Genomic DNA, 14,703 nt, shown 5'->3' with positions numbered 1-14,703 from the left:
AAGCTTGGGCGGGTGCACTGGAAGCCGATGTGTATTTTTCTTATCTTCTCGCCCTCGTGCCAAGGTGCGAGCGCACCCTGCCGGGCAATAAGCATGAGGCCTCTTCCGGTTACCGTATGGGAATTCCCCCTTGTAGCTCGTACGCGGGGGCGGAAGAATTCAAGAAACGACTGTGGGCAATGTTTAACAATGGGACCTGTCACTGGGCCCGATTGCATAGGACTGGGAAGATTTTCCCGCTTTCCTATCAGTCGAAAGCAAGTATAGCGCATTAGCTACACCGTGAGTACTTGGACACCGCTACAGTGGAAGCATGCTTTCCACGATGATGGATATTCCCCTGTCTCTAACCCGTATTTTGGAATACGGCGCGTCAGTGCACGGCAATACCACTGTTACCACCTGGCACGGCGAGGGCACCGGATCCGAGTTTGGCCCCGCAGAAAAGGTCACCTTCCGCGATATCGCCGCCCGCGCGGCCGCCTTTGCCCATGTTTTGCACGATGACCTCGGTATTACCGGCGATCAGCGGGTGGGCAGCTTTATGTGGAATTGCGCCGAACACCTCGAGGTCATGTTTGGTTCCGCCTGCAAGGGTGCGGTTTTCACCCCACTGAATAAGCAGCTGATGAATGACCAGATCCGGCACATCATTAGCCACGCTGAGGTCTCCGTCATCGTGTGCGATCCCCGGCTCGCCCCGCAGTTGGGCACGGTTTTAAACGGCGCGCCTTCCGTGCATTCGGTTATTTTTACCGGCTCCCAATCGCCGCAGCGCTTTGCCCATCATTTCCCGCGCGGCATCGAGTTTTATTCCTACGAGGCGCTGCTGGATGGCCGCTCCACCATCTACGATTGGCCCGAGCTCGATGAACGCACCGCCGCCGCACTGTGCTATTCCACCGGCACCACCGGCGCGCCGAAGGGCGTTTTATACTCCCACCGCTCGCTCTACCTCGAGGCCATGCAGCTGCGTTCCTCGGATTCGCTGTGCATTACCCACGGTGAGACCTTCCTGTGCTGCATTCCCATCTATCACGTGCTGAGCTGGGGCGTTCCCTTTACCTGTTTCATGACGGGTACCCCGCTCGTGCTTCCCGATGCCGATGTCTCCGCCCCCACCCTTGCCAAGGTCATCGCGGCCACGTCGCCCCGCGTGGCCCACGGCGTGCCCACCATCTGGATCCAGCTCTTCGTGCACTACATGCACAATCCGCCTGAGCGCATGACGCTGACGGAAATTTACGCCGGCGGCTCACCTGTGCCGCCGCAGCTTATCAAGATGTGGGAGGAGCATTACGGTGTCGACGTCGTCCACGTCTGGGGCATGGTCGAAACCTCGACGGTCGGCAGCGTCGCCCGCCCGCCGCAGGGTGCCTCCGGCGATACCCGCTGGGCATATCGCATCTCCCAGGGCAAGATTGCCGCATCGCTGCAGTACCGCGTGGTCAATGATGGCCAAGTGGTATCCAAGACCGACCGAAATGCCGGTGAGCTCCAGGTGCGCGGCAACCTCGTGACCGGTTCTTATTATCATTCTCCCACCGCCGAGCCGGGCGAGGTGGCTTCCGAGTTTCGCGGCAAGCCGGTCGAGGCCGCGGAATCCAAGTTCACCGCGGATGGCTGGTTGCGCACCGGCGATGTCGGTTCCGTGACGAAGGACGGCTTCCTCACCGTTGAGGACCGCGCCCGCGATGTCATCCGCTCCGGCGGCGAGTGGATCTACTCGGTGCAGCTGGAAAACCTCATCATGGCCAATTCCGATGTGGTGGAGGCCGCGGTGATCGGCTACCCCGATAAGCAATGGGTGGAACGCCCCCTTGCCGTCACCGTCTTGGGCGAGCAGGCCTCGCCCACCATCGAGACCGCCGAAAAGTTGCGCCAGAGCCTGCGCAAGGAATTGCCCAGCTGGATGCTGCCGGAGTACTGGACCTTCGTAAAATCCATCGATAAGACATCAGTGGGCAAGTTCGATAAGAAGGATTTGCGCGCCCACTTGGCCGAAGGCGATTACAACATCATCCGCCTCAAGGGCCCGGGTGAAGCCCAGCGCCTTGACGATATCGACGAAAGCGATTTTAACCGGGAAAACGAGGAATAATCCCCGGCCAGGTGGCGTTGTAGCTTGGTGTACCTTGTTCCCCACTCTTAAACTGGCAGCAATGACTTCACCAACGCCTTCTTCTTCAGCGGTCTCCCTGCCCCTGCCCACCGTGGGCCGGTCGCAGCCGCCGGAGGACTTACCTGCCGCCGCAAGCGACGGCACCCGCGCCTTGGTTGATCGCTACGGCCGCAGGGCCCGCGACCTGCGCGTGTCGCTTACGGATCGCTGCAACCTGCGCTGCACGTACTGCATGCCGGCCGAAGGCTTAGAGTGGATGCCCACGCAGCAAACGCTGTCCGATGATGAAATCATCCGGCTTATCCGCCTCGGCGTGGAAAAGCTCGGCATCCGCCAGGTGCGCTTTACCGGCGGCGAACCGCTGCTGCGCAAATCCTTGGCGGATATCATCGCCGCCACCAAGGAACTCACAACGGATGAAGGCATCGCACCGTCCACGGCACTGACCACCAATGGGTTGGGCTTGGAAAAGCGCGCTGCAAAGCTCGCTGACGCTGGGCTCGACCGCATCAATATCTCGCTGGATACCATCGATCCTCAGCGCTATGCCGCACTCACCCGCCGAGACCGCCTATCCCACGTGCTCGAGGCCATCGCCGCCGCAGCGGATGCCGGATTAAATCCCGTCAAGATCAATGCCGTGGTCATGCCCGGCGTCAATGAGGAAGATATCGTCCCGCTGGCGGACTATGCCCTGCACCAGGGTGCCCAGCTGCGCTTTATCGAGCAGATGCCACTCGGCCCGCGCGAAAAATGGCGCCGCGAAGACATGGTCACCGCCGATGATATTTTGCTCAGGCTCCAAGACCACTTTTCCATGCGCCCTGCGCGTGAGCCGCGCGGATCGGCCCCGGCCGCGTTATGGGATACTATCGCCCCCGATGGCACCGTCGGCAAGCTGGGCATTATCGCCTCCGTGACCCATCCCTTCTGTGGCGACTGCGACCGCACCCGGCTTACCACCGATGGCGCCGTGCGCAACTGCCTCTTTGGCAATTCCGAAACCCAATTGCGGGATCTCATGCGCTCCGGCGCCAGCGATGAGGAGTTGATGGAGGCATGGGCCGGGGAAATGTGGACGAAGAAACCGGGCCACGGCATTGATGATGAAGGCTTTTTGCAGCCGGATCGTCCCATGTCTGCCATTGGCGGCTAATCTAATAATTTATGTCCGCATCGCGTTCCATTTCTGAGCACCTTTCCGCGGTTCTGGCGCTGGCGCCGGCCCCGCGCGCAGAGTCCGTTCCCGTGGGCCCAGCGCTGCGCGGCCGGGTATTGGCGGAGGATGCCACCGCGCGTTTTCCCGTCCCGCCGTTTGCCAATTCCGCGATGGATGGCTTCCTCGTCCGCGCCACTGATATTTCGGGCACGGGCCCAGGCCCGTGGACGCTGCCGGTAGCAGGCGATGTCCCCGCTGGGGCTACCGCCCAAGAAGTTCCCGCCGGCCAGGCCGTTCGCATCATGACCGGCGCGCCGGTGGGTGATGCCACTGGCTTAATCGTCGTCCCAGTAGAAGACACCACCGTCCCGCCTGGGCCCACACAGTTGCCGAGCGAGGTCACCATCACCGCCGCGCCCACAAAATCGCATATCCGCACCGCAGGCGAAGATATACAGCCAGGCATCATCGTTGCTACGGCTGGGATCACCGCGAATGCCGCCGTGATCGCAGCGCTTATTTCCACCGGAATCTATTCCGTGGAGGCTTACCGGCGCCCGCGCATCGCGGTGATTTCTTCCGGCAATGAGCTATCCCCGTATCCGGACGAGCTTTCCCCAGGGCGCCTGCCGGATTCCAATGGACCGATGCTCGCCTCCCTTGCCTACACGGAGTCCTACTCCCACGTCGGCGACGACCCCGCGGAGTTATCCCGGCTGCTTGATGAGCTCACCGAATCCCACGATCTCATCATTACCTCCGGCGGGGTATCGACCGGCGCCTTTGACGTGGTGCACGGGGTGCTGGGCACAGGCGATGATTCGTGGTTCGGGCACGTTCATCAGCGGCCGGGCGCGCCGCAGGGCATCGGCACGTGGCGGGGCGTTCCGGTGCTCTCGCTGCCGGGCAATCCGGTGGCGGCGTTCGTCGGTTTCCAGCTCTATGCCCGCCCGCTTATCGCCGCCTTATCGGGCCAGCCGCACCCGCGGGAGGCCGTCCAACTGCGCGCGGAGGTCGCGGTACCGCTGCCACCTGCACACACGCGCCCCTGTATCGTTCCGGTCACCGTCAGCTTTGCGGGAAAACCCAGGATTACTGGCGCGTTAAGCCGCGGCAGCCACCGGGTGGTCTCGCTGGCAGGTACGAATGGGTATTGCATCATCGATGGACCTGCCCCCGCCGCGGGCGAAGAGACCACCGTCTATCTGTATTAAAGAGGAGAATTTTCTATGGAGTTTACCCACCTCAATTCCGCCGGCACCGCCTACATGGTCGATGTGACCGAGAAGCAGCCAACCGTGCGCACCGCCACCGCCGAGGGCGAGGTCGCCTGTTCCCCGGAGGTCATGACCGCGCTGCGCGAGGGCACCGTACCCAAGGGCGACGTGCTGGCGGTCGCGCGCATCGCCGGCATTTCCGCGGCAAAGAAGGTTCCAGAACTCCTGCCACTCGCCCACACCATTGGCGTGCACGGCTGCGCGGTAGATCTTGAGCTTGCCGATACCCACGTGAAGATCACCGCCACCGTGCGCACCGCCGACCGCACCGGCGTGGAAATGGAGGCGCTGACCGCGGTCAACGTTGCCGCCTTAGCGCTCATTGACATGGTCAAGGGCGTTGATCGCTCCGCCTTTATCCGCCGGTGCGGCATCGTGGCGAAATCGGGCGGCCGCTCCGGCGATTGGTCTAGGACCCTCCCGGAGGCTTAATGGACGGCGCGATCATTCTGGCCGGCGGGCAATCGCGCCGCATGGGCGGGGCCGATAAGGCACAGGTGCGCGCCTTTGGCCTGCGCCTGGTGGATCGCCTGCGGCACCAGCTTCCCTATGGCATGCCGTCTATTGTTATCTCCCCGTATTACCTCGGCCTGCCGCAGGTGTGCGAGTCCCCACTTTTCGGCGGCCCCGTCGCCGGCATCGAGACCGGGGCGCGCGCACTCTCCCAGTGCGACCGCCTGGCGCTCTTCGCGGTGGATGCGCCCGATTCCCCACAGCTGCTGCCATGCCTTGATAACGCCTTAAACGCCGCGCCCACCGCCGGTGCCGCGATTACCCGCGCCGCGGATGGGTACTTACAACCGCTGTGTTCGTTGTGGCATACCGCTGCGCTCTTTGAGCGCTTGGGCGCGCTGGAGTCGACCCGCAATGTCTCCGTGCGCAGGCTTATCCGCGGCGCCGATTTCGTCGAGGTGGCCGGCACCGGCGCCGAGCGCGATTACGATACCCCTGCCGAATTGCAGGCCATTCCGCCACACCCCGCCCTTCGCGCTCACCGGCGCGGCTAATCTAGCCACACTCCACCCACCCCGTGAGCGCGAAGGGCGGGTTACGGGGAGGGGTGAGAGAGATTATTCGCCGCGGGAGCGGAAGACATCGGCAAGCAGCGGCGCAATAACCCCAAGGGCATCTGCGACGGCGCCGGTGGATGAGGCGCAATTGATGATGAGGCTGCCGCCGCCGTGGTCGGTCATGCCAATGATCCCGCGGGAGAGGCCCGCCTTGGGCGAGGACCCGAGCCCGCGCAGGAGCACCTGGGTCTCCAGGCCGTAGAGGCGGGCCTTGATATAGCGCTCGGTGACCTCTGGGGTCAGGTTCGTCGCCCCGATGCCAGTGCCGCCGATGACCACGACGATATCGGTGCCGGTATCCACGGCGGTGCGCAGCGCGTCGTCGACTGGCGTATAGCCCTCCGGCACGATGCTCGGTGGCGCGACATCGATGTCGTGGGTGCGCAGGATTTCTGCCGCTTTCTCCCCGGCGCGGTTCGGTTTTTCCCCGGACAAAATGCGGTCCGAGCTGACGATTATCTGTGCCTTCCTTTGGGGCATAAGTCTCATTCCTTTCCCATTGTGGAGTGTGGTTAATATCACATTATTCAGTTTTCGATACCAACACACTTGGGACATGGGGCTAACCTGCGATATCGGAATCGATCAAGAATTACGCAACATTTGTATGCCGTAATTAGATACGGATTTTACCGTTTTTATTTACCTGTTCGAGCATAGTCGCCGGTAAATTGAGGAGTCGAACGACCTACTACCTGTGAGGAAATCATGACTGCTCTTGATACCTCAGGCAAAGTCATCCAAGGTTGGGATCCAGAAGATTCTGACCACTGGGACTCTAAAATTGCCTGGCGCACGCTGTGGATCTCCACATTTGTCCTTATCATTGGCTTTGCCACCTGGTACCTCGTATCGGCAATTGCCCCACAGTTGAACCAGATCGGTTTCGACTTATCCCGCAGCCAGCTCTACTGGCTGACCGCCATCCCCGGATTGGCCTGCGGTATCTTCCGCCTCATCTTCATGTTCTTGCCGCCCATCCTGGGCACGCGCAAGCTCGTCTTCAGCTCGTCGCTGCTATTTATCATCCCCATGCTGGGTTGGTTCTTCGCGGTGCAAGACTCCTCCACCCCATACTGGTGGCTGCTGACCCTCGCCTTCCTCTCCGGCATCGGTGGCGGCGTGTTCTCCGGATTCATGCCCTCGACCGGTTACTTCTTCCCCAAACGCCTGTCCGGTACCGCGCTGGGTATCCAGGCCGGCATCGGTAACTTCGGTATCTCCTTTATCCAGCTGGTCGCCCCATGGCTCATGGGCTTTACCCTGCTGGGCGTGGGCTTTGTCGCCCCGCAGCGCACCGATGACGGCGAAATCTTTGTCCACAACCCCGCCATCTTCCTGGTGCCGTGGGCCATCGTCGGCGCATTCCTCGCGTGGACCCTGCTCAAGGACGTTCCCGTGAAGGCGAATTTCCGCCAACAGATGGACATCTTTGGCAATAAGAACACCTGGATTCTTACCGTCGTCTACTTCATGACCTTTGGCGCATTTTCCGGCTTCGCGGCGCAAACCGCGCTGCTTATTAACCAGATTTTCGGCGAAGGCTCCGAATTTGCCGGCACCTACGATAACCTCCCTGCCGGCGCGAGCTACGCCTTCCTGGGACCACTCATCGGCGCGCTCGTCCGCGCGCTGTGGGGCCCGCTGTGCGATAAGTTCGGCGGCGCCATCTGGACCTTCATTGGCTGCCTGGGCATGACCATCTTTACCGTCGTGGCCACCTTCTTCCTCACCCCGGACGAGCCGGATGAGGTCTGGTGGTTCCTGGGCACCATGCTCATTTTCTTCTTCTTCACTGGCCTGGGCAATGCCGGCACGTTTAAGCAGATGCCCATGATTTTGCCCAAGCGCCAAGCAGGCGGTGTCATCGGTTGGACCGGTGCCATCGGCGCCTTCGGCCCGTTTGTCGCGGGTGTCTTGCTCTCCATGATGTCTGCACCGACGTTCTTCTGGGGCTGCGCCGTCTACTTCGCCATCACCACCGTGCTGGTGTGGATCTACTACGCCCGCCCCAACGCCCCTTTCCCCGGATAATTAGGAGCTTTCATTCCCCATGACTGCATACTTCGCGCCCGAAAAAGGCAACTCAAATCCACTCTTTAAGCTCGGTGCCTACCTGCGCAAAGGCGAAGCTACCGATTCTGGTCAGCAGCTTTTCTTAAAGGGCGGCCGCCAGGCAGACGTCTTCTACCGCAACCGCTGGGCCTTCGACAAGATGGTGCGCTCCACCCACGGCGTGAACTGCACCGGTTCATGCTCGTGGAAGGTTTACGTCAAAGACGGCGTCATCACCTGGGAGTCCCAGGCGGTGGATTACCCCACCACCGGCAATGACATGCCGGAATACGAGCCCCGCGGCTGCCCGCGCGGCGCCTCCTTTTCCTGGTACACCTACTCTCCTACCCGCGTGCGCTACCCGTATGCCCGCGGCGTGCTGGTGGATATGTTCCGCGAGGAAAAGGCAAAGCACGGCGATTCCGTCCTGGCATGGCGCGCCATCCAGGAGGACCCAGAAAAGCGCAAGGCGTATATCTCCCAGCGCGGCAAGGGCGGGCTTATCCGCATCTCTTATGAAGAGGCCATCGATATCGCCTCGGCCGCGCACGTCTACACCATCCGCAAGTACGGGCCGGACCGCATCAACGGCTTTACCGTGATCCCGGCCATGTCCCAGATCTCCTATGGCGCGGGCATGCGCTTCCTGCAGACCATCGGCGGCGTCGCGCTCTCCTTCTACGACTGGTACGCCGACCTGCCCCCGGCATCGCCGCAGACCTTCGGCGACCAGACCGACGTCCCCGAATCCGGCGACTGGTACAACTCTTCCTACCTCATGATGTGGGGCTCGAATATCCCGGTCACCCGTACCCCGGACGCCCACTTCATGGTGGAATCGCGCTACAAGGGCACCAAGGTCGTCGTGGTCTCGCCCGACTTTGCCGATAACACCAAGTTCGCCGATGAGTGGGCTCGCATCGAGCCGGGCACGGATGCCGCCCTCGCCTTTGCCATGGGCCACGTGATCTTGAAGACCTTCCACGTAGACCGCCAGGAACCGTACTTCCTGAACTACATGCGCAAATACACCGACTCACCCTTCCTGGTATCCCTGGAAGACCGCGGCGACGGCACCTACACCCCGGGCAAGTTCCTCACCGCCTCGCAGCTTGCCGATGCCACCTTGAATTCCTCCCCCAACGCCACCCACCGTGGCCTGGTGATGGAGGAAGACGGGTGCATCGTTGACCCAGGCGGCACCGTGGCAGACCGCTGGGATAACGAAAGCGCCAAGTGGAACCTGGCGCTAGATAACGCCGATCCGGTCATGTCCATCGCAGAAACCGATAGCTTTGATACCGCCGAGGTGCTCTTCCCGCGCTTCGACCTGGATACCAACCCAGAGGACGTGGGAACCGATAAGCCCATTGGCGCGGGCATCGTCCACCGCGGCGTGCCAGTCCGCGAGGTCGACGGCAAGCTGGTTACCACCGTCTTCGACATCATGCTCGCCCACTACGGCGTCAACCGCGAGGATCTCCACCTGCCGGGTAGCTGGCCGAAGGACTTCCACGATTCCAGCGAAGTCGGCACCCCCGCCTGGCAGGAAGAGCTCACAGGCGTGGCCGCCGATACCGCTATCCGCATCGGCCGCGAATTCGCGCAAAACGCCGCGGATTCTAAGGGCCGTTCGCAGATCATCATGGGCGCTGGCGTCAACCACTACTTCCACGCCGATAATATCTACCGCACCTTCTTGGCACTGACCTCCATGTGCGGTACCCAGGGCGTCAATGGCGGCGGTTGGGCGCACTACGTGGGCCAGGAAAAACTTCGCCCGATCAACGGCTGGACCCAGTGGGCCATGGCCGCCGACTGGCAGCGCCCGCCGCGCCACATGATTTCCACCGGCTTCTACTACTTCGCCACCGAGCAGTATCGCTACGATAATTCGCGCGCCTCCCACTTGGGATCGCCGCTTGCTAGCCACGGTTCCATTGGGGACAAGATGGTCTCCGATACCATGGCAGAATCCATGCGCCGTGGCTGGATGCCGGCCTACCCGCAGTTCAACCGCAACTCCCTCTTCCTTGCCGATGAAGCCGATGAGGCCGGCATGGACATCAACGACTACGTGGTCCAAGAGCTAGAAAACGGCCGCCTGGAATTCTCCTATGACAACCCGTCTGCCGAGGAGAACTGGCCGCGCATCCTGCTCAACTGGCGCACCAACCTGCTCGGCTCGTCCGCCAAGGGCACCGAGTTCTTCCTGCGCCACCTGCTGGGCATCGACTCGGACGCCACCGCGGAAGAACTAGCCCCCGAAGACCGCCCACGCAGCATTAAGTGGGTGGATGAGGCACCGGAGGGCAAGTTGGATCTGATGATGACCACGGACTTCCGCAATACCTCCACCACGCTGGTCTCGGATCTCATCTTCCCGGCCGCTACCTGGTACGAAAAGCACGATATGTCCTCTACCGACATGCACCCGTACCTGCACTCGTTTAACGCGGCGATTAACCCGCCGTGGGAGGCACGCTCGGACTATGAGGTCTTCCGGGACCTGGCCGCGGCACTCTCTGATAAAGCCACCAAGTGGCTTGGCGTGCAACGCGATGTCATTACCCAGCCGAGCCACCACGACAGCCCAGACGAGCTCGGCATGCCCAATGGCATCGTCCCCGACCCCGAAGAACAGGGCCTTATCCCTGGGGTCACGATGCCGAAGCTGCATGTGGTCGAGCGCGATTACACCAAGGTCTACGAAAAGTGGGCCCACCTGGGCCCGCTTCCCGCCAAGGCCGGCACCGGCGTGCACGGCACCAAGTTCAACGTGGAAAAGCAGGTCAAAGAGCTCGAGCTTATCTGTGGCACCACGGAGACCTCGATGGGCGAGCTGGTGGACCTATCCAAGGACACCAAGGTCATCGACGCCATCCTGCACCTTTCCGGTGTCTCCAACGGCGAGCTAGCCAAGCAAGGCTTTGAGTTCCTATCCTCGCGCACCGGCAAGGATCTCACCCCGCTGGGCGCTCCCGATGAAGACGTACGCATCACGTGGGACGACATCAAGGAACGCCCGAAGGAGGTCATCACCTCCCCGGAGTGGACCGCCGATAAGCGCAATAAGCGCCGCTACACCGCCTTTTCCATCAACGTCGAGTTCGACAAGCCCTGGCACACGCTGACCGGCCGTATGCAGTACTACATCGACCACGACTGGTTCATGGACTACGGCGAAGCGCTGCCGATCTTCCGCCCACCGCTCGACCACGTCCACATGCACGGCGAATTCGCGCCGGGCACGGAATTGACCAATGACCGGGGCGAGGCCGAGGTCACCCTGCGTTACTTGACCACGCACAATAAGTGGTCCATCCATTCGCAGTACTTTGACAACCTGCACGTGCTCTCCATCTCGCGCGGTGGCCAGGTGGTCTGGATGTCCAATAAGGACGCCGAGAAAATCGGCGTGACGGACAATGACTGGGTCGAGGTATATAACCGCAACGGCGTCGTCTCCGCCCGCGCCATTGTTTCCCACCGCATTCCGGAGGGAACCATGCTGTGCAACCACGCACAGGAGCGCACCGTGGGCACACCTATCAACGAGCACACCGGCCGCCGCGGCGGCACGCACAACTCGCTGACCCGCATTTCCATCAAACCGGTGCACATCGCTGGCGGCTATGGCCAGCTGACCTACCACTTCAACTACATCGGCCCTACCGGTAATAACCGCGATGAAGTCACCCGCGTTCGCCGCCGTTCCCAGGAGGTATCCTACTAATGAAAGTCATGGCCCAAATCTCCATGATCATGAACTTGGACAAGTGCATTGGCTGCCACACCTGTTCAGTTACCTGTAAACAGGCATGGACCAACCGCGAAGGCACCGAGTACATCTGGTTCAATAACGTCGAAACCCGCCCCGGCCTCGGCTACCCGCGCACCTGGGAAGACCAGGAAAAGTGGAAGGGCGGCTGGGAGCGCACGGCGTCCGGCAAGATCAAGCCCAAGGCCGGCGGGCGCCTCAAGAAACTGGCTACCCTCTTCCACAACCCCAACCTGCCCACCATCCAGGATTACTACGAGCCCTGGACCTACCAGTACGAGGACCTGATGGGCGCCGAGGCGGGCCAGAAGACCCAGCCGACCGCCAAGCCGGTCTCCCAGATCGACGGACGGGACATCGGCAAGATTGAATGGTCCTCCAACTGGGACGATAACCTGGGTGGCTCTACTGCCACGCTTGACGATGACCCCGTTCTCCACAACATGAACCTCGAGGTCAAGAAGGAAATCGAGGACTCGTTCATGTTCTACCTGCCGCGCATTTGCGAGCACTGCATGAACCCGACCTGCGTATCCTCCTGCCCCTCCGGTGCGATGTACAAGCGCACCGAAGACGGCATCGTCTTGGTGGACCAGGACCGCTGCCGCGGCTGGCGCATGTGCGTATCCGGTTGCCCGTATAAGAAGGTCTACTTCAACCACAAGACCGGTAAGGCCGAAAAGTGCACGCTGTGCTACCCGCGCCTCGAGGTGGGCCAGCCCACGGTGTGCTCCGAGACCTGCGTGGGCCGCCTACGCTACTTGGGCGTTATCCTCTACGATGCCGACCGCGTCGCCGAGGCCGCCTCCACCGAGAATGAGCATGACCTTTTCGAGGCACAAAAGTCGATCATGCTCGACCCCCACGACCCAGAGGTAGTCCGCGCGGCCCAGGCGGAGGGCATCCCGCACTCCTGGATCGATGCCGCGCAGCAGTCGCCGATCTACGACCTCATCTTCAAGTACGGCGTCGCTCTGCCGCTCCACCCGGAGTACCGCACGCTGCCGATGGTCTGGTACATCCCGCCGCTGTCGCCCATCGTTGACAAGGTGACCGCAACCGGCAACGACGGTGAGGACCACAAGATCCTTTTCTCGGCGCTATCGAATATGCGCATTCCGCTGGAATACTTGGCGGGCCTATTTACCGCCGGCGATACCGTCCCGGTGGAAAAGTCGCTGCGCCGGCTCGTCGCCATGCGTTCGTATATGCGCGATATCAACCTGGGCAACGAGCCGCAGGAGGAAATCGCCCAGGCAGTCGGCATGACGGGCAGGGATATGGAAGGCATGTACCGCCTGTTGTCCATCGCTAAATACGATGACCGCTACGTTATCCCCACCGCCTCGCCGGAATCCCCGCGCGGCATTACCGATTTGGATCCGTTCGGCGATGTGGACCCGGCCAAGGCCTCCGAGGACGTCTTCCACAACCTTGGCATGGGCGCGCCCGAAGCTTGCACCCACGGCGCCGAACCGCAAGGTAAGGTCTCGCTGCTCTCCTGGAGCGGCGACCGCCCCGATGCCATGTTCCCGCCGCGGAAGTAGGTTAGCCGTGAATATCTTCGATAAACTCCGCAAGCGCCAGGAATCCCTGCAGCGGCAATCTGCCCCGCAGGGTGCCGATGCCCCCGTGGCCGGGTTCGGAACTCCCGCCGGCATCGGTTCCATGGGCGGTGCCAAGGACGTCGAAAAGACGCTGCGCACCCACACCGGTCAAGTCCCGCGCGAATTCGTCACGCCTGTCGAGGTCACCGAAGACCAGCGGCGGATAGTCGCCATGGCCGTGTCCGTGCTGCTTAATTACCCAGGCGAAGACATTTTTGACCGCCTCTCCGTGGTCGAAGACCAGGTAGATGACCTGCCGCTGGCCATTGCCACCGACTTCATCAACTTCGCCGAATGGGCCCGCAGTATCGGCCCGCGCGGCTTGGAAGAGCACTACGTCGAGACCTTTGATCAACGCCGCCGCTGCGCGCTGTACCTGTCCTACTTCGCCGTCGGCGATACCCGCCAGCGCGGAATGGCCATCTTGTCCTTCCGCCAGCAATTGGAATCGCTCGGCTTCGAAATTTCGGATGAAGAACTACCCGATCACCTCTGCGTCGTCCTCGAAGCCCTCGCCATGAGCGAGGGGGACACGCACGAGCGCGCCGTCGAATTGGTAGCCAGCTACCGCGAGGGAATCGAGGTGCTGCGCGCGGCCCTCGCCCACGAGCGCTCGCCGTACGTCAGCTTGATCGTGGCGCTGTGCAAGGCCCTTCCAGAAGTCGATTCTGATACCGCGCAAAAGTACGTCGATCTCATCCGCACCGGCCCACCCGCCGAGATGGTCGGCATTGCAGACCTTCCCTTCCCCACTACCCAACCAGACCTCGTCTAGGAGCCACATCATGTTTGATAACTTCCTCTGGGGTGCCTTCCCGTGGTTAGCCATCGCGGCATTCTTCGTGGGCATCTTCTGGCGGTGGCGATCCGACCAATTCGGCTGGACCACCCACTCCTCCCAAATCTATGAATCCAAGCTGCTGCGTTTATCCTCGCCGCTCTTCCACTGGGGCATGGTTTTCGTGGTCATCGGCCACCTGATGGGCTTGGCATTCCCCAAGTCCTGGACCCAGGCCGTTGGCATCAGCGACCACGCCTACCACCTCCTGGCCACCATCCCCGGCTCCATCGCCGCACTGGCGGTCCTGCTGGGCTTTGCCGGATTGCTGTACCGCAGGCTAAAGAACCGCTCCGTATTCTTGTCCACCTCCACCTCGGACAAGGTCATGTACGCGCTGCTCGGCCTCGCGCTGGTATCGGGCTCGTTTGCCACCTTTACCCTGCAGCTTTTTGACCTCGCTGGCACCGGCGGATACGACTACCGCGAGACCATTTCCCCATGGCTGCGCCAGCTGTTGATTTTCAACATTCAGCCCGACCTCATGGCCAGCGCCCCGTGGCAATTTAAGGTCCACGTCCTCTGCGGTTTCACCATCATCGCAGTATGGCCCTTTACCCGCCTCGTCCACGCATTCTCGGCACCGGTTGGCTACGTCACCCGCCCCTACGTGGTGTACCGCTCCCGCGATGAACGCACCACCCCGATGCGCTCCAATACCGCGTGGGAGCCTATCCGCTCCAACCGGAAGCAATTGGAGGGAGAAACCCCTGGCCACGGTGCCTAGGTAGTTCCTCGGTCCTTTTCACCACCGCGCGTCGTCCAGTATTTGGATGGCCCGCGGCGGTTTCCTT

At 61.7% G+C, this 14,703-nt stretch carries 11 protein-coding genes; 10 read left to right on the top strand and 1 reads right to left on the bottom strand.

Annotation, left to right across the window (positions count from 1 at the left end; genetic code table 11):
* Nucleotides 1-313 precede the first annotated feature (313 nt).
* The 5 genes from ACLI1Q_RS05400 (at nt 314) to ACLI1Q_RS05380 (ending at nt 5,565) form a co-directional block, all read left to right on the top strand.
* Nucleotides 314-2,101, top strand: a complete 1,788-nt coding sequence (locus ACLI1Q_RS05400; protein WP_284869747.1) for a long-chain fatty-acid--CoA ligase — start codon at nt 314-316, stop codon at nt 2,099-2,101.
* A 61-nt stretch (nt 2,102-2,162) separates the two neighbouring features.
* A complete protein-coding gene (moaA, locus tag ACLI1Q_RS05395) occupies nt 2,163-3,278 on the top strand; it encodes a GTP 3',8-cyclase MoaA (protein ID WP_239267764.1) in 1,116 nt (371 codons plus the stop codon).
* 11 nt (nt 3,279-3,289) lie between these two features.
* The gene (locus tag ACLI1Q_RS05390) at nt 3,290-4,495 is read left to right on the top strand and encodes a molybdopterin molybdotransferase MoeA (RefSeq protein ID WP_239267766.1); all 1,206 of its coding nucleotides are present in this window, start codon (nt 3,290-3,292) and stop codon (nt 4,493-4,495) included.
* A 15-nt stretch (nt 4,496-4,510) separates the two neighbouring features.
* Nucleotides 4,511-4,990 (top strand): cyclic pyranopterin monophosphate synthase MoaC, encoded by a 480-nt coding sequence (gene moaC, locus ACLI1Q_RS05385; RefSeq protein WP_239267767.1) that lies wholly within the window; start codon nt 4,511-4,513, stop codon nt 4,988-4,990.
* Nucleotides 4,990-5,565, top strand: coding sequence for a molybdenum cofactor guanylyltransferase (locus ACLI1Q_RS05380; RefSeq protein WP_239267769.1), 576 nt, complete (start codon nt 4,990-4,992; stop codon nt 5,563-5,565). The genes moaC and ACLI1Q_RS05380 overlap by 1 nt, the downstream gene beginning before the upstream one ends.
* A gap of 63 nt (nt 5,566-5,628) precedes the next feature.
* On the opposite strand, the gene ACLI1Q_RS05375 is transcribed toward ACLI1Q_RS05380, so the two are convergent.
* On the bottom strand, nt 5,629-6,108 hold the full coding sequence (locus ACLI1Q_RS05375; RefSeq protein ID WP_239267771.1) for a molybdopterin-binding protein: 480 nt from the start codon (nt 6,106-6,108) through the stop codon (nt 5,629-5,631).
* A 228-nt stretch (nt 6,109-6,336) separates the two neighbouring features.
* Here ACLI1Q_RS05375 and ACLI1Q_RS05370 point away from each other — a divergent pair, with 228 nt between their 5' ends.
* Genes ACLI1Q_RS05370 through narI form a run of 5 tightly spaced genes read left to right on the top strand, consistent with a single transcriptional unit; the run spans nt 6,337 to nt 14,636 of the window.
* On the top strand, nt 6,337-7,662 hold the full coding sequence (locus ACLI1Q_RS05370; protein ID WP_239267773.1) for a nitrate/nitrite transporter: 1,326 nt from the start codon (nt 6,337-6,339) through the stop codon (nt 7,660-7,662).
* 19 nt (nt 7,663-7,681) lie between these two features.
* Complete coding sequence (locus ACLI1Q_RS05365; RefSeq protein WP_239267774.1) at nt 7,682-11,419, top strand: nitrate reductase subunit alpha; 3,738 nt, start codon at nt 7,682-7,684, stop codon at nt 11,417-11,419.
* Nucleotides 11,419-13,011, top strand: coding sequence for a nitrate reductase subunit beta (gene narH, locus ACLI1Q_RS05360; protein ID WP_411697130.1), 1,593 nt, complete (start codon nt 11,419-11,421; stop codon nt 13,009-13,011). The genes ACLI1Q_RS05365 and narH overlap by 1 nt, the downstream gene beginning before the upstream one ends.
* Nucleotides 13,012-13,018: 7 nt before the next feature.
* Nucleotides 13,019-13,846, top strand: a complete 828-nt coding sequence (gene narJ, locus ACLI1Q_RS05355; protein ID WP_005280179.1) for a nitrate reductase molybdenum cofactor assembly chaperone — start codon at nt 13,019-13,021, stop codon at nt 13,844-13,846.
* A gap of 10 nt (nt 13,847-13,856) precedes the next feature.
* A complete protein-coding gene (gene narI, locus ACLI1Q_RS05350) occupies nt 13,857-14,636 on the top strand; it encodes a respiratory nitrate reductase subunit gamma (protein WP_005280178.1) in 780 nt (259 codons plus the stop codon).
* Nucleotides 14,637-14,703 lie beyond the last annotated feature (67 nt).

It is taken from the genome of Corynebacterium limaceinasi, assembly GCF_046717465.1.
Taxonomy (GTDB): domain Bacteria; phylum Actinomycetota; class Actinomycetes; order Mycobacteriales; family Mycobacteriaceae; genus Corynebacterium.
Note: the sequence above shows the minus strand (reverse complement) of the source record. Positions and strands in the feature narration are given on the sequence as shown.